9 protein-coding genes are annotated in these 15,532 nt (G+C 71.9%); 3 read left to right on the top strand and 6 right to left on the bottom strand.

The annotated features are described in order from the left end of the window. Positions 1-33: 33 nt before the first annotated feature. A complete protein-coding gene (locus ACFY32_RS17225) occupies positions 34-2,685 on the bottom strand; it encodes a cellulose binding domain-containing protein (protein WP_390674597.1) in 2,652 nt (883 codons plus the stop codon). A gap of 106 nt (positions 2,686-2,791) precedes the next feature. Then, entirely contained in the window at positions 2,792-5,707 is a 2,916-nt protein-coding gene (locus tag ACFY32_RS17220) for a glycoside hydrolase family 48 protein (protein ID WP_359197016.1), read from the bottom strand. Positions 5,708-5,962: 255 nt separating this feature from the next. On the opposite strand from ACFY32_RS17220, the gene ACFY32_RS17215 reads away from it, so the two are divergent. Continuing rightward, positions 5,963-7,693, top strand: a complete 1,731-nt coding sequence (locus tag ACFY32_RS17215) for a glycoside hydrolase family 6 protein (RefSeq protein ID WP_359197012.1) — start codon at positions 5,963-5,965, stop codon at positions 7,691-7,693. 150 nt (positions 7,694-7,843) lie between these two features. Here the strand turns inward: ACFY32_RS17215 and ACFY32_RS17210 are convergent, their stop codons facing one another. From ACFY32_RS17210 to ACFY32_RS17200, 3 genes are all read right to left on the bottom strand, one after another. Beyond that, the gene (locus tag ACFY32_RS17210) at positions 7,844-8,680 is read right to left on the bottom strand and encodes an aldo/keto reductase (RefSeq protein WP_390674596.1); all 837 of its coding nucleotides are present in this window, start codon (positions 8,678-8,680) and stop codon (positions 7,844-7,846) included. 84 nt (positions 8,681-8,764) lie between these two features. Then, positions 8,765-10,591 carry an AMP-dependent synthetase/ligase gene (locus tag ACFY32_RS17205; protein ID WP_390674595.1) on the bottom strand — a complete coding sequence of 609 codons (1,827 nt, stop codon included), beginning with the start codon at positions 10,589-10,591 and terminating at the stop codon, positions 8,765-8,767. Between the two features lie 209 nt (positions 10,592-10,800). Next, positions 10,801-12,318 (bottom strand): MFS transporter, encoded by a 1,518-nt coding sequence (locus ACFY32_RS17200; RefSeq protein WP_390674594.1) that lies wholly within the window; start codon positions 12,316-12,318, stop codon positions 10,801-10,803. 113 nt (positions 12,319-12,431) lie between these two features. Here ACFY32_RS17200 and ACFY32_RS17195 point away from each other — a divergent pair, with 113 nt between their 5' ends. Next, positions 12,432-13,412 carry an AsnC family transcriptional regulator gene (locus ACFY32_RS17195; RefSeq protein ID WP_359197000.1) on the top strand — a complete coding sequence of 327 codons (981 nt, stop codon included), beginning with the start codon at positions 12,432-12,434 and terminating at the stop codon, positions 13,410-13,412. On the opposite strand, the gene ACFY32_RS17190 is transcribed toward ACFY32_RS17195, so the two are convergent. Beyond that, positions 13,387-14,271 carry a LysR substrate-binding domain-containing protein gene (locus tag ACFY32_RS17190; RefSeq protein ID WP_359196997.1) on the bottom strand — a complete coding sequence of 295 codons (885 nt, stop codon included), beginning with the start codon at positions 14,269-14,271 and terminating at the stop codon, positions 13,387-13,389. The two genes, ACFY32_RS17195 and ACFY32_RS17190, sit on opposite strands and share 26 nt — an antisense overlap. Positions 14,272-14,403: 132 nt before the next feature. On the opposite strand from ACFY32_RS17190, the gene ACFY32_RS17185 reads away from it, so the two are divergent. Further along, positions 14,404-15,450 (top strand): bile acid:sodium symporter family protein, encoded by a 1,047-nt coding sequence (locus ACFY32_RS17185; RefSeq protein ID WP_390674593.1) that lies wholly within the window; start codon positions 14,404-14,406, stop codon positions 15,448-15,450. The last annotated feature ends 82 nt before the right edge of the window (positions 15,451-15,532 follow it).

The raw sequence follows: 15,532 nt of genomic DNA, 5'->3' as shown, positions 1-15,532 counted from the left end.
GGGCGGGCCCGCCCGCCCCCACCGCGTGTCCTCTCAGCTCACCGCGCAGGTCCGGTCGCCCAGCTTGAAGGCGGCCGGTCTGCCGTTGCTCCCCTTCCAGTCACCGGTGAAGCCGAAGCTCACCGAGGAGCCGGGCGCCACGGTGGCGTTCCAGCCCACGTTCTTCGCCGTCACCGTCGCGCCCGACTGGCCGTACTCGGCGTTCCACGCCGCAGTCACCTTCTGCCCGTCGGGGAACGCCCAGCTCAGCGACCAGTTCGGCCAGGTGGCGGTCCCGGTGTTGGTCAGCCGTACGTCCGCCTGGAAGCCGCCCGGCCACTGGTTGGTGACCTTGTACGTCACCGCGCAGGCACCCGTCGGCTCCGGGCCGGGGCCCGGGTCCGTGCCGCCGCCCGCGGTGTCGCCGTAGACGACACCCCGCCCGTTGGTCGAGACGTACACCCGGCCGTAGACCCGCGGGTCGCCGGTGATGGCGGCGCCGGTCCAGCCCCACTGGTGGGCGTCGTCGTTGATCCGGGTCCAGGTCGCGCCCTGGTCGGTGGAGCGGAAGATGCCGCGCACCCCGCCGATCTTCGCGCTGGTGTAGAGGGTCTGGTACGAGGCGCCCGGTGCCGCCTTGCCGAAGCCGATGGTGTCGGCCTCGTCGACGTTCGCCAGCTTCTTGAAGGTGGTCCCGCCGTCCGTGGAGTGCCACAGGCCGTAGGCGCCGCCCGCCTCGCCGCCGGCCAGCCAGATGTCGCCCTTGGCGCCGGGCAGCGCCTTGAAGCGGACACTGTCGCCGCCGGGCAGCCCGGTCGCGGGGGACGCCGTGAAGGTGGCGCCGCCGTCCGTGCTGACGTAGAACTTCCCGGACTTGAAGCCGTAGAAGGTCTTCGGGTCGACCCGGTCGGACTCGACGACCGCGCCGGCCGGGATGCCGCTCGACGCCGACCAGGAGGTGCCGAAGCCCGTCGTGTACCGCACACCGGTGCCGTCCGGGCTCCACACGAACCGGCTGCCGTCGGCCGCCGCCGCGACCGTGCCGCCGCCGGTCACCCCCGAGGGGTCGGTCCCGGCGAACCAGTTGGCGCCGTTGTCCGTGGAGAACGCCACGTGCGGCCCGGAGTCGGCGTTGCCCGACCGGACCACGACGTCCGGCTTGGTCTCGGCGAAGTCCAGGCTGGTGCTGGTGGTGAAGTTGGGGGAGGTGAACATCATCGCCGGGACCTTGGTGAGGTCGGTGTGCCGGAAGCCGCCCACGTCACCGAGCGCGCTGAGCAGCGGGGCGCCCGACGGGGGCGAGACGAGGTCGTTGACGGCCGTCTCCTCCAGGCCCTGGACCATCGGCTTCACGGTGAACTTGGCGCCGCTGTCCCAGTTGGTCAGGTTCTCCGTGCCGTAGATCGTCGCGCCCGTCCCGTACATCATCCGGTCCGAGTCGAACGGGTCGATCTCCAGCGCCTCCGTCATCCACCCCAGCTTCGGTGTCTGCTCGGGCGGCGCGGGGTTGGCGCCCCAGGTCAGCCACGGGGAGGACGAGACGTCCATGGTGTAGCGGTTCTCCCGGTCGGGATACGAGGTGTAGTCCCACGCCTTGGTCCAGGTGCCGCCGCTGTCCTTGGAGCGGAAGATCTGGGTGTCCGGCCACCAGGAGCTGTACGCCGTCGCCATCACCGTGCCCGGGTGCTGCCGGTCGACGCTCAGCCCGCTGAAGCCGAAGAAGGTGTCGGCCTCGGCGACCGGGCTGATGTCCGTCCACTGCCCGGTCTTCGTCGCGTACCGGTACAGCCTGCCCTTGCCGCCGTCGTAGGGGCCGCCCGTGTCGCTGTAGGCCAGGTAGAGGTAGCCGTTCTCGGCGTCCAGCACGCCCTTGTGGGCCAGGTAGCCCGTGGGCTGGCCCGGCACGCGCTGCCAGGTGGCGCCCGCGTCCGTCGAGCGGTAGACGGCGTTGTCCTTGTCGGCCACCCCGACGTAGATCGTCTTCGTGGCGCTGCCCGGGGTGCCGGTGGACTCGTCGAAGGTGACCCAGGCGATGCCCTGGTTGTCGGAGGAGTAGCCGCTGGAGTCGCCGGGGTCCTGCGCGTAGTTGCCGGGGTTGGGGAAGGCGGTGACCTGCTTCCAGGTGACGCCCGCGTCGGTCGACCGCCACAGGCCCTTGCCGCTGGGCGCGCCGAGGTACAGCACGTCGTTGTCGTGCGGGTCGATGGCCAGCCGCTCGCCCATGCCCCGGCCGGGCATGTTGCCGCCCAGCTTGAACGGCAGGTCCGTCTTCTTCCAGGTGGCGCCCCGGTCGGCCGAGCGCAGTACCGCTCCGTTGCCCGGGTCCCAGTCGTTGGTGTACGTGCCGACCGCCGCGTACACCCGGTCCGGGTCGACGGCGTCGGTGGCGATGCTCGCCACCCCGGTGTGTCCCCAGTCGTCCCAGCCGACGTGGTCGAGCAGCGGCGTCCAGGTCTTCGTCGACTCCTGCCAGCGGTAGGCGCCGCCGATGTCGGTGCGGGCGTAGGCCAGGTCCTTCTCCGAGCGGTTGAAGACGATGCCGGGGACGAAGCCGCCCCCGTCGATCCGGGCGTTCTTCCAGGTGTAGCTGTCCGCGGCGACCGACACCTCGGTGTCGTCGGGGGCGGCGGCCAGGGCGGGGGTGGCGCCCCCGAGCAGACCGGCCGTCAGCGCGAGCACGGCCGTGAGGATGCGCGTTCTTCGCACGGTGCGGGATTCCTTCCGGGGAAAAAGGGCGGCAGGCGACGATCGGGCGGTCCCCCGTGCGGAGGGGGACCGCCCGACGCGGTACGCGGAGCCTTTCAGCGGGGACTTATTCCAGAAGCTCCGCGTACGAGCCCATGGCCAGGGCGATGTCGGCCTGGGCCCAGAACCGGTGGTACGTGAAGACGGGCGCGGCCCCGCCCGCGAGATAGCTCTCGATCTTCGACCAGGCCGGGTCGTCCTCGTAGAAGGAACGGATGGACTCGAAGGTCGACGACGAGTTGATCGCGTCGCCGTTGGGCATGGTGCCGGTCCAGCCGCTGGGGACGTAGACCGAGTCGTCGAAGCGGTTGTAGTCGGCGCGGGTCTCCGGGACGGCGATGCCGAGCGCGTCCTGGTTGTTCTTCCACATGCCGTCCAGCAGCGCCTTCGCGGTGCTCGCCGCCGCGGTGTCGCCGGAGCGGTCCGCGTAGTACGTCAGAGTCTTGGCGTAGGCCGCCGCCACCCCGACGTCGTTGGTGTAGTCAGCGACCGTGACGTGCAGGCCGCTGTTGGCACCCGGCGAGGAGGCGTTCCAGGTGTCGGGCTTGCCCGACCACTGGAGCGTCGACGGGACCCGGAAGGTGCCGTCGGGGTTGACCGTGGTCTCCGACAGCGCCCAGTCGACCCACTTGTCCAGGACCGCCTTGGCCTTGGCGTCACCGGTCTGCTGGTAGTACTCGGCGACCCGCTCCATGGACCACGCCTGGAAGCCGAACCACTGGTTGGACGGCGGGTCGTGGTACACCGGAGCCTCGTCGTAGTACATGCCGTAGAACGTCGGCGTCCCGGACGGCGGGGTCGCGTAGCGGCCCTGCCAACTGTTGGTCGCGCCGCCCGCGATGGCACCCTCGTCCGACTGCAGCCAGCGGTAGAACTCCAGTTGCCGGCTCAGGGACTTCGCCCAGTCCGCCGCGCCCGTCGCCGACTTGGGCTTGAGGTCGGCGTAGTTGCTCAGCGCGTACGCGGCCAGCGGGTTCTGGTAGCCGCCGTGGGTGTGGCTGGAGCCGATCCGCCAGGCCCAGCCCGCCGAGGTGTCGTAGGCCCCGCCCCAGGCGTAGTACCAGGAGAGCAGGTAGTGCGAGGAGTCCTTGCCGCTGCCCGCCGGGCAGGACGACGGACCCACGCAGTTGCCGACCTTCTTGAAGTACTTGTCGTACATGGCGTACCGCAGGTAGTCGCCCATCTTCGCGGCCTTGGCGACGGTCGCGGAGACCTGCGAGCCCTTGCCCTGCTGCTCGGCCCAGACGTCCGCCCAGTACGCGGCCTGCACGGCCCGCGCGTCGGCGTCCGGGGCGTTGGTGTACTTCCACTGCTTGGCGTAGGAGGAGTCACCGGTGAACAGGTCCAGGTAGCCGTTCTTCCCGCCGTACTTGAAGGCGTCGCAGGTGGGCTGCGGCACCGTCTCCCACACGGACTCCTGCACCCCGCGCTGGAAGGTGTTGATGTACGACGGTCCGGTGTCGGACGGGCCCGCCTCGCACTTGCCGGGCGAGTTGCCGTACCCGTACACGTTGTCCACGTCCTGCAGCCAGTGCATGCCGTAGACGTCGTCCGTGCCGTACGCCGACTTCAGCTCGCCGGCGATGGGGTCCGAACCGACCGGGACGGCGCCGTCCAGCTTGGCCGGGTACTCCTGCGGAGTGTCCAGCTCGGGCGCGTAGGTGGCCGGCTTGGAGGCGTTGTACGCGGAGTTGGTGGGCTGGTCGGCGTGGGTCGGGATCATGTACTTCTCCATGATCTCCCACGCGCCGTTGAACTTGGTCCAGTCACCGGTGACCTTGCCGTACATGGCCTGGAGCCACAGCAGATAGCTGTACGCCTCCGACGTGGTCTCGTGGCCGTGGTCCGGCGCCTCGACGATCAGCGTCTCCACCGAGTGGTACGGGATGCCCTCGGGGGAGAAGTAGCCGTTCGCCGGGTCGGTGATCTTCCCGTACAGCTCCAGGAACCGGGCGTCGTACTCCTTGGAGGCCGCCAGTTGGGTCACGGTGACCGTGGCCTTGCCGTGCCCGGGGGCCGTCGACTCGAAGACCGCCGAACCGGTGCCCGAGGAGCCGGCCGCGATGGTCACCTTCTGGGCGGTGTTCCAGTTCGCCGGCGTGAAGGTGAGCGTCGCGCCGCCGCTGACCGTGAGGCCCGTGTTGCCGCTGGCCCGCGCGGTGGTGACGGTCACGTTCGCGGTCGGCTGCTTGGACAGCTTGACCTCGTACGTGCCCGACGTGCCCTGGCGGACGCCCAGTTGGGTGGGCGAGGCGACGACGGTGGGCCCGGAGGCGACGGTGATGCCGACCGGGGTGGAGCTCGCCGACGCGCCCAGGCTGTCGTACGCCTTCGCCGTCAGGGAGTGGTTGCCCACGGCCAGTCCGGCGGCGGAGTGCGTGAAGGGCGCGCTGGTGTCGGTGGCCAGCAGGGTGGTGTCGTCGTAGAACTCCACCTTGGTGACGGTGGCGTTGTCCGCGGCGGCGGCCGTGGCGGCCAGTGGCACCGCCTCGCCCTGCGAGTAGACCGCGCCCGGCTGCGGGCTGGTCAGCACGGTGATCGGCGCCTGGTGCGCGCCGGTGCACGCGGTGCCGTTGACGGCGAACGAGGTCGGCGTGGTGTTGGTGCCGCTGTAGCTGAACTGGGCACCGGTGCTCACCGCGGCGCCGGCGCCGATTCGGGCGTTGTAGGGGGCGTTCTTGACGGTCACCGTCTGCCCGGACTGCGACCAGGTGCCGTTCCAGCCGTTGGAGAGCTTCTGGTTGCCGCTGTACCCGTAGGTCAGCGTCCAGCCGTCCAGAGCCTCGGTGCCGCGGTTGGTGAGCGTCAGCTCCGCGGTGAAACCGGAACCCCAGTCGTTCGTCTTGTAGTCCACGCTGCACTGGACCGCCGCGGCGTGCGCGGTGGTCGTGCCGGTGCCCAGCAGGGTGAGCGGGAGCGCCAGGGCCGCCAGCGCGGCGGTCCACAGCCGCCGCGTGGCGCGGCGTCTTCGTGCGGGATGCATGGTGCTGGTTCCTCCTTGCGGCTCGGAACGAGGGAGGGGAGGAGCAACAAGCCTTGAACCAGTGGGAGCGCTCCCATGTTGAAGAGACCGGGTTAGGCGGTCAAGATGTTTGAAGAGTCGAATATTTTCGACGGCCGGTCGAACAGGAACTTCGGTTCCGCCTCTGTTCTTTGCCGTGACTTGGCGCTAGCTTCATCGGCACCAGTGGGAGCGGTTCCGTCTGTCGCACTTCGACCGAAGAGGAAACCCGCACTCATGAGCCGTACCAGAACAGCTTTACTGGCCGCCTTGGCGCTCGTCGCAGGGGCAACCGGGACGGCGGTCGCCGTCGTTCCCGGAGACGTCGGCGCGGCGGCCGTTCCCTGCACCGTGGACTACAAGGTGCAGAACCAGTGGAACACCGGCTTCACCGCCGCCGTGACGATCACCAACAACAGTGCCGCCAAGTCGGCCTGGTCGCTGAAGTGGTCCTACGCCGGCAACCAGAAGGTCACCAGCGGCTGGAACGCGAAGATCAGCCAGAGCGGCACCGCGGTCACCGCCGCCAACGAGTCCTACAACGCGTCCCTGGCCACCGGCGGCTCCGTGAGCTTCGGTTTCCAGGGCTCCTACAGCGGCACCAACGCCGTCCCGACCACGTTCACCCTGGACGGGGTGACCTGCAACGTGGACGGCGGCGGTCCGACCGACCCGACCGACCCGACCGACCCGACCGACCCGGGCACCCCGGGCACCCGGGTGGACAACCCGTACGTCGGCGCCAAGGGCTACGTGAACCCGGAGTGGTCCGCGAAGGCCGCGGCCGAGCCCGGCGGCAGCCGCATCGCCAACCAGCCCACCGGTGTGTGGCTGGACCGGATCGCCGCGATCAACGGCGTCAACGGCGGCATGGGCCTGCGGGACCACCTCGACGAGGCGCTGCGCCAGAAGGGCAGCGGCGAGCTGTACATCCAGCTCGTCATCTACAACCTGCCCGGCCGTGACTGCGCCGCCCTCGCCTCCAACGGCGAGCTGGGCCCGACGGAGATCGACAAGTACAAGACGCAGTACATCGACCCGATCGCCAAGATCCTGGCCGACTCGAAGTACTCCTCGCTGCGGATCGTCCCGATCATCGAGATCGACTCGCTGCCCAACCTGGTCACCAACGTCAGCCCGCGGGCCACCGCCACGCCCAACTGCGACGTGATGAAGGCCAACGGCAACTACCAGAAGGGCGTCGGCTACGCGCTGAACAAGCTCGGCGACGCCCCCAACGTCTACAACTACATCGACGCCGGACACCACGGCTGGCTCGGCTGGGACGACAACTTCGGCCCCTCGGCCGACATGTTCAAGACCGCCGCGACCACCGAGGGCGCGACCGTCAACGACGTGACCGGCTTCATCGTCAACACCGCCAACTACAGCGCCCTGAAGGAGGACAACTTCAAGATCTCGGACAGCGTGAACGGGACGTCCGTGCGCCAGTCGAAGTGGGTGGACTGGAACCGCTACGTCGATGAGCTGTCCTACGCCCAGGCGATGCGCGAGAAGCTGGTCTCGATCGGCTTCGACAGCAAGATCGGCATGCTGATCGACACCTCCCGCAACGGCTGGGGCGGCAGCCAGCGGCCCACCGGGCCCGGCGCCACCACCACCGTCGACACCTATGTCGACGGCGGCCGCTACGACCGCCGGCTGAACACCGGCAACTGGTGCAACCAGGCCGGAGCCGGCCTTGGCGAGCGCCCGCAGGCCAACCCGGCTCCCGGGATCGACGCCTACGTCTGGATCAAGCCTCCGGGTGAGTCCGACGGCGCCAGCAAGGCGATCGAGAACGACGAGGGCAAGGGCTTCGACCGGATGTGCGACCCCACGTACACCGGCAACCCGCGGAACAACAACAACAAGTCCGGGGCGCTGCCCGACGCGCCGCTGTCCGGTCACTGGTTCTCCGCTCAGTTCCAGGAGCTGATGCGGAACGCCTACCCGCCCCTGTCGTAAGCCGCACACCGCCCCACGGGGCCCGGTCCTCCCTCCCTGGGCCGGGCCCCCTCGGGCATGTCCGCGCGGTGCCTGACCGCCCGGCGCGCCGAAGGCCCGGCGCCCCCGCTGGAGGGGGCGCCGGGCCTTCGTCGTACGCCGTGCCGCCGGTCAGACCACGTCGAAGGAGGCCGGGTCCGGGCCGGTGCGCCGGTCCTCGTTCAGCGCGCTGATCGCGGCGAGGTCCTCGTCGTCCAGCCGGAAGTCGAAGACCTCGATGTTCTCCTTGATCCGCGACGGCGTCACGGACTTCGGGATCACGATGTTGCCGAGCTGGAGGTGCCAGCGCAGCACGATCTGGGCCGGGGTGCGGCCGTGCTTGCGGCCGATGGCGACGATCGCCGGGACCTCCAGGATGCCCTTGCCGGAGCCGAGCGGCGACCACGCCTCGGTGGCGATGCCGTGCTCCGCGTGGTACTCGCGGGCGGCCTGCTGCTGGAGGTGCGGGTGCAGCTCGATCTGGTTGACCGCCGGGACGACCGAGGTCTCGCCGGCCAGCCTCTCCAGGTGCTCGGGCAGGAAGTTGGAGACGCCGATGGCGCGGGCCCGGCCGTCGGCCAGGAGCTTCTCGAACGCCTTGTAGGTGTCGACGTACCGGTCCCGGGCGGGCAGCGGCCAGTGGATCAGGTAGAGGTCCACGTACTCCAGGCCGAGCTTCTCCAGGGAGGCGTCGAAGGCGCGCAGGGTGGAGTCGTAGCCCTGCTCGGCGTTCCACAGTTTGGTGGTGACGAAGAGGTCCTCGCGGGGGACGCCGGCGGCGGCGATGGCCCGGCCGGTGCCCTTCTCGTTGCCGTAGATCGCCGCGGTGTCGATGCTGCGGTAGCCGGACTCCAGTGCCGTCGCGACGGCCTTCTCGGCCTCGTCGTCCGGCACCTGCCAGACACCGAAGCCGAGCTGGGGCATCTCGACGCCGTTGTTCAGGACGATCGGGGGGACCTGGCTGCTCACGAGTGTGTCGACCCTTCGGTTGTGGTCAGGTGGTACTGCCATGGTCAACGATCACACGGCGGGATGCATTCCTGACCGGCGAACTCATGCCCGGTAGAGTGCCTCGACCTCGGCCGCGTATGCCTTCTCGATCGCTTTCCGTTTGAGTTTCAGCGAGGGGGTGAGCAGTCCCTGCTCCTCGGTGAATGGCTGTGCCAGAATCCGGAAGGTCTTGATCGACTCGGCCTGGGACACCAGCGTGTTGGCGGTGACCACCGCCCGGCGCACCTCGGCCTCCAGATCGGCGTCCCGCACCAGGTGGGCCGGGGCCGGCCGGGGCTTGTCGCGCATCGCCAGCCAGTGCTCGACGGCCTCCTGGTCCAGGGTGACCAGGGCGGCGACGTACGGCCGGTCGTTGCCGACCACGACGCACTGGTGGACCAGCGGATGGTCCCGGACGCGTTCCTCCAGCACCCCCGGCGCGACGCTCTTGCCGCCGGAGGTCACCAGGATCTCCTTCTTGCGGCCGGTGATGGTCAGATACCCGTCCTCGTCCAGCGCGCCGAGGTCGCCGGTGGCGAGCCAGCCCTCGCGCAGGGTCCCGTCGGTGGCCTCGGCGTCGTTCAGATAGCCCTGGAAGACGTTGTCGCCGCGCAGCCAGATCTCGCCGTCGTCCGCGATGCGCACGGTGACGCCCGGCACCGGCGGGCCGACCGTGCCGTAGCGGGTGCGCTCGGGCGGGTTGGCGGTGGCCGCCGCGGTGGACTCGGTCAGGCCGTAGCCCTCGTAGATCTGCACGCCCGCGCCGGCGAAGAACAGGCCGAGCCGCCGGTCCATCGCCGAGCCGCCCGACATCGCGTTGCGCAGTCGCCCGCCCAGCGCCGCCCGGACCTTGGCGTAGACGAGTCTGTCGAAGAGCTGGTGCTGCATCCGCAGGCCCGCCGAGGGCCCGGGGCCCAGGCCCCACGCCTTGGCCTCCAGCGCCTCCGCGTACCGCACGGCCACCTCGACGGCCCGCTCGAACGGGCCGGCCCTGCCCTCCCTCTCGGCCCTGCGCCGGGCCGTGTTGAACACCTTCTCGAAGATGTACGGCACGGCCAGGACGAACGTCGGCCGGAACACCGCCAGGTCCGGCAGCAGCGCGGCGGCGTCGAGCCGCGGCTGGTGGCCGAAGCGGACCCGGCCGCGGACCGCCGCGACCTCCACCATCCGCCCGAAGACATGGGCCAGCGGCAGGAACAGCAGCGTGGCGACCTCCTCGCCCCGGCGGGAGCGGAACACCGGCGCCCAGCGGTCGATGACGGTGTCCGCCTCGTGCATGAAGTTGCCGTGCGAGAGCACACAGCCCTTGGGGCGGCCCGTCGTGCCGGAGGTGTAGATCACGCTCGCCACCGACTCGGGGGTGACCGCGCGGCGGTGCCGGTGCACCACCTCGTCGTCGAGATGGGCGCCGGCGTCGTACAGCTCCCGCACCGCTCCGGAGTCGAGCTGCCACAGTTGGCGCAGCTCGGGGAGGGCGTCGATGACGGTGGCGATGGTCATCGCGTGGTCCTCGTGCTCCACCACGGCGGCGCGCACCCCGGCGTCGTGCAGCATCCAGCGGCACTGCTCGGCGGAGGAGGTCGGGTAGACGGGCACCACCTGGGCGCCGATGCTCCACAGCGCGAAGTCGAACAGCGTCCACTCGTAGCGGGTCCGGGACATGATCGCGACCCGGTCGCCGAAGCGGACGCCCTGGGCGAGCAGGCCCTTGGCGAGGGCCAGCACCTCGTCGCGGAACTCGGCGGCGGTCACGTCCCGCCACCGTCCCGCCGCGTCCTTGCGGCCCAGGGCGATGCGCCGCGGGTCCTCCCGGGCGTGCTCGAAGACCGCGTCGGCCAGGCCGCCCGCCGGCGGTGCCAGGCCGGACGGAGGGCTGGTGAACTCGCGCAAACCCCGCTCCCGCTCCTTGTGACGTCCGCACGGCGCCGTGAAAGCTACCCCACCCCCGGCGGGGGCGGGAGGGGGTACGGCCGTGCGCCGGGCGCTCGTCCGCGCTGGTCAGCGGGGGACAATGCGCTCACGAGGGGAAGGGTCGGACAGATTCCGGGCCATCGGGCGAGGTTCGGTGGAGCAATCTCCACCGAACCTGTACGCCTCTGTTACCGCCGGTACGGTGCCTGGTCGCGGGCGGCGGACCGCTCCTCGTCCAGCGCGGGCGCGGCCGGTCCGGGCACGGACCCGCGCGGCCCCGGTCCGCGGCCGGCCAGGGCCAGCACCAGCACCCCGGCGAGCGCCGCCACCGCCGCGGCGGTCAGCGCCGCCGCGTTCAGCCCGGAGGCGAAGGCCGCCCGCAGCACCCGCTCCGGGAACGCCCCGCGCAGCGCGCCGGCCCCGCCGCCCGCGAGCGCGTGGGCCGCGTCGCGCGGCAGGCTGTCCGCCATCCGCGAGGTCAGCACCGTGCCGAGGACCGCGATGCCGAGCGCGTAGCCGAGCTGGCGGAAGGTGTTGACCGCGCCGCCCGCCATGCCGGCCCGCTCCGGGGGCACCGCCGCCAGCGCCGCCCCCGCGATCCCCGGCGAGACCAGTCCGGTGCCCACGCCGACCAGCAGCAGCCCCGGTACCAGCGCGGACGCCGTGGCGGAGGCGTCCAGGAACGCCATGCAGAACTGGCCGGCCGCGATCAGCAGCAGCCCGCCCCCGATGGTGAACCGCGCCGGCACCCCGTGCAGCAGCCTCCCGCCCGCCGCGGCCACCACGAAGGACGCCAGCGACAGCCACAGGAACACCAGACCGCCGCGGACCGGGCTCATCCCCAGCAGCGTCTGGAGCCAGATCGAGGTGTACGCCATCGACGCGAACGCCGCCGCGTTGAACGCCAGCGCGCCGAGCATCACCACCGAGAACGCGGGCCGCGCGAACAGCCGCGGGTCCAGCAGCGGATCGGCGGACCGCCGCTCCAAGGCGACGAACAGCCCCAGCGCCAGCGCCGCCGCCGCGAACGCGGCCAGCGTGCCGGCCTCCGCCCAGCCGTGCGATCCGGCCCGCACCGCCCCGTACGTCACCGCCCCGGCGAACGCCGCGAAGGCCGCCGTACCCGGCCAGTCGACCCGGCGGCCCCGGGCCCCCCGCGACTCGGGCACCACCCGCAGCGTCAGCCACACCGCCGCCACGCTCACCGGCAGGTTCACCCAGAAGATCCACCGCCAGCCCGGACCGTCGGTCAGCAGCCCGCCCAGCACCGGCCCGACCGCCGCCGCCGCGCCGCTCACCGCGCCCCACACCCCGAGCGCCACCGACCGCCGCCGGCCCTGGTAGACCGAGCCCAGCAGCGGCAGGGTGGTGGCGAACATCGCCGCCGCCCCCACGCCCTGCAGGGCGCGTGCGGCGACCAGCATCCCGGGCCCGGTCGCCAGCCCGCACAGCAGCGAGGCCACCGCGAACAGCGCCACACCGGCCACGTGCACCCGCCGCCGCCCCAGTACGTCGGCGGCGGCGCCCGCGCCGAGCAGCAGCGCCGCCAGTGCCAGCGCGTACCCGTCCATCACCCACTGGAGGTCGCTCAGCGAGGCGTCCAGTCCCCGGGCCATGTCCGGCAGCGCCACCACCGCGATCGTCACGTCCAGCAACAGCATGAACGTGCCCAGGCAGACCGCCGTCAGCGGTCCCCATGCGCGCATCGTCCCCACTCCTTCACCGCATTTCCGTCAAGTCCTCCGTACGATGAGCCGCGCACGGCCGATGACCCCGCTCCCCGGCGGTCCGGCGACGGAACCCGACACGAAGAGGCGTCATGGAGACGGAATCCGGCGGCTTCGACCGGCTGGACCTGCGGCTGCTGAGCGCGCTGGAGGCCGACGGCCGGGCCTCCTTCAGCCGCCTCGGGGCGCTGCTCGGCGTCTCGGACCGGACGGTCGCGCGCCGCTACCGCGGGCTGTGCGCCGAGGCCGGGCTGCGGGTGGTGGCGGTCCGCGACGCCGAGCGCCTCGGCCACGACCAGTGGACGCTGCGGCTGCGCTGCGTCCCGGACAGCGCGCTCGCCATCGCCGACGCCCTGGCCAAGCGGCGCGACACCCACTGGATCGGCCTCGCCTCGGGCGGCACCGAGATCGTCTGCGGCACCCGCCCGCGCACCGCCGGCGACCGGGACGACCTGCTGCTCGGCAAGCTGCCGCGCACCCCGCGGGTGCTGGAGATCCGGGCCCACCAACTGCTGCACCGCTTCCACGGCGGCCCCTCCGGCTGGCTGCTGAAGTGCGGCGCCCTCACCGACGAGGAGATCGCCGCGCTGCGGCCCCCGGCCCCGCCCGCCGGCGGCCCGGCCCGCATCGACCCCGAGGACGAGCCGCTGCTCGCCGTCCTGGAACGGGACGGCCGCGCCTCCTACCCGGAACTCCAGCGCGCCACCGGCCGCTCCGAGTCGGCCGTCAGGCGCAGGCTGGCCGCGCTGCGCGCGTCCGGCGCGATCTATCTGGACGTCGAGTACGACACCGAGGCGCTCGGCCACCCGGTGATCGCCGCCCTGTGGATCACCGCCGGTCCGGCCGCGCTGCACCGGGTCGGCGAGGCCCTCGCCGGGCACCCGCAGATCGCGCACGCGGCGGCGACCGCCGGCCCCGCCAACCTCATCGCCACCGCCGTCACCCGCTCCACCGCCGACCTGTACGCCTATCTGAGCGGCCCGCTCGGGGACCTGGAGGGTGTCCGGCACGTGGAGGCGTCGCCGTATCTGCGCCGGGTCAAGCAGCTCATCTATCCGCGTCCGGTGTCCTGAGCGCGTGCAGCCGGTCGCCGCCCGCCAGGATGGCCGCCGCCAGCGCGTCCGCCGCCTCCCGCGCCGAGGTGCGGCGCTCCCCGGCGAGCAGCACGAAGTCCACCCGGCCCAGCTCCGGCAGCCCGGCCCGGTCGGGGACGCGCACCAGACCGGGCGGGATCAGTCCGCGGCTGTGCGCCATCACGCCGAGGCCCGCGCGGGCCGCCGCGATCAGGCCGTTGAGACTGCCGCTGGTGCAGGCCACCCGCCACGGGCGGCCCTGGCGCTGGAGCGCCTCCAGGGCCAGCGCCCGGGTGATGCCCGGCGGCGGGTAGACGATCAGCGGTACCGGGCGGCCGGGGTCCAGGCGCAGCTTCTCGGCGCCGATCCACACCAGCCGGTCGTGCCAGACCGGCTCGCCCCGCCGGTCCTCCGGCCGCCGCTTGGCCAGCACCAGGTCCAGCCTCCCGGCGGCCAGGTGCTCGTGCAGGGTGCCGGACAGCTCCACCGTCAGCTCCAGGTCGACCTCGGGGTGGTCGTGCCGGAAGCGCTCCAGGATCTCCGGCAGTCGGGTCAGCACGAAGTCCTCCGAGGCGCCGAACCGCAGCTTGCCGCGCAGCCGGGTCCCGGTGAAGAACGCCGTCGCCTGCTCGTGCACCTGGAGGATGCGGCGCGCGAAGCCGAGCATCGCCTCGCCGTCCTCGGTCAGCTCCACCGAGTGGGTGTCCCGGGTGAACAGCGGCCGGCCGGTGGCGTCCTCCAGTTTCCGCACGTGCTGGCTCACCGTCGACTGGCGCAGCCCGAGCCGCCGGGCGGCCCCCGTGAAGCTGAGCGTCCGGGCGACCGTGAGGAAGGTCCGCAGATGGGAAGGGTCGTACACCGCCCCAGGTTATTACGTACGGCGATCACAGTCAGAGCGGTGTACCGGATTCCCGATCGCCGGGTGAGGGAGCACGATGGAGCGGGGACCCGCGTTCCCGTGCCCGATGAGCGAACGAGCAAGTGGAGCACCGTGACACGCCTGCGATGGCCGCGCCGGACGCCGGTCGACCCGTACCTCCTGCTGCTGCTGGGGACGGTGGGGCTGGCGGCGCTGCTGCCGGCCCGGGGGGCGGCGGCCGACGTCGCCTCCGGTGCCTCCACGGCCGCGATCGCCTTCCTCTTCTTCCTCTACGGCGCCCGGCTCTCCACCCGTGAGGCACTGGACGGGCTCAAGCACTGGCGGCTCCACGTCACCGTCCTGGCCTGCACCTTCGTCGTCTTCCCGGTGCTGGGCCTCGCGGCCCGGGGTCTCGTCCCGGTCTTCCTGACCGACCCGCTCTACCAGGGCCTGCTCTTCCTGACCCTGGTCCCGTCGACCGTGCAGTCGTCGATCGCCTTCACCTCCGTCGCCCGGGGCAACGTGCCCGCGGCGATCTGCGCGGGGTCCTTCTCCTCCCTCGTCGGCATCGTCGTCACCCCGCTGCTGGCCGCCGCCCTGCTCGGCTCCACCGGCGGCGGGTTCTCCGCCGACTCGGTGCTGAAGATCGTCGCCCAGTTGCTGGTGCCGTTCGTCGCGGGGCAACTGCTGCGCCGCTGGATCGGCGGTTTCGTCGCCCGGCACAAGAGGGTCCTCGGGCTGGTCGACCGGGGCTCGATCCTGCTGGTCGTCTACACCGCGTTCAGCGAGGGCGTGGTCCGGGGCGTCTGGCACCAGGTCAGCCCGGTCCGGCTCGCCGGGCTGCTGGCGGTGGAGGCCGTGCTGCTCGCCGTGATGCTGGCGCTGACCTGGTACGGGGGGAAGGCGCTGCGGTTCGGCCGGGAGGACCGGATCGCCATCCAGTTCGCGGGCTCGAAGAAGTCCCTGGCCTCCGGGCTGCCGATGGCGAGCGTGCTGTTCGGGGCGCACGCCTCGCTGGCGGTGCTGCCGCTGATGCTCTTCCACCAGATGCAGCTCATGGTGTGCGCGGTCATCGCCAAACGCCGCTCGCACGACCCGGTGACCGAGGAACCGGCCGGCCCGGGACGCCCGGCCGGAGGCCCACGGACCACGGTCGGCACCGGCACACGCCCCCACTGAGCCGCGGCGCCGGCCGGCCGCGAGGCAGCCACCGGCTGAGGCGCCCCGCAGGCGACCGAGGCATCACAGCGGGACCCCTGGC

Source organism: Streptomyces sp. NPDC000134, assembly GCF_042899225.1.
Lineage (GTDB): Bacteria > Actinomycetota > Actinomycetes > Streptomycetales > Streptomycetaceae > Streptomyces.
Note: the sequence above shows the minus strand (reverse complement) of the source record. Positions and strands in the feature narration are given on the sequence as shown.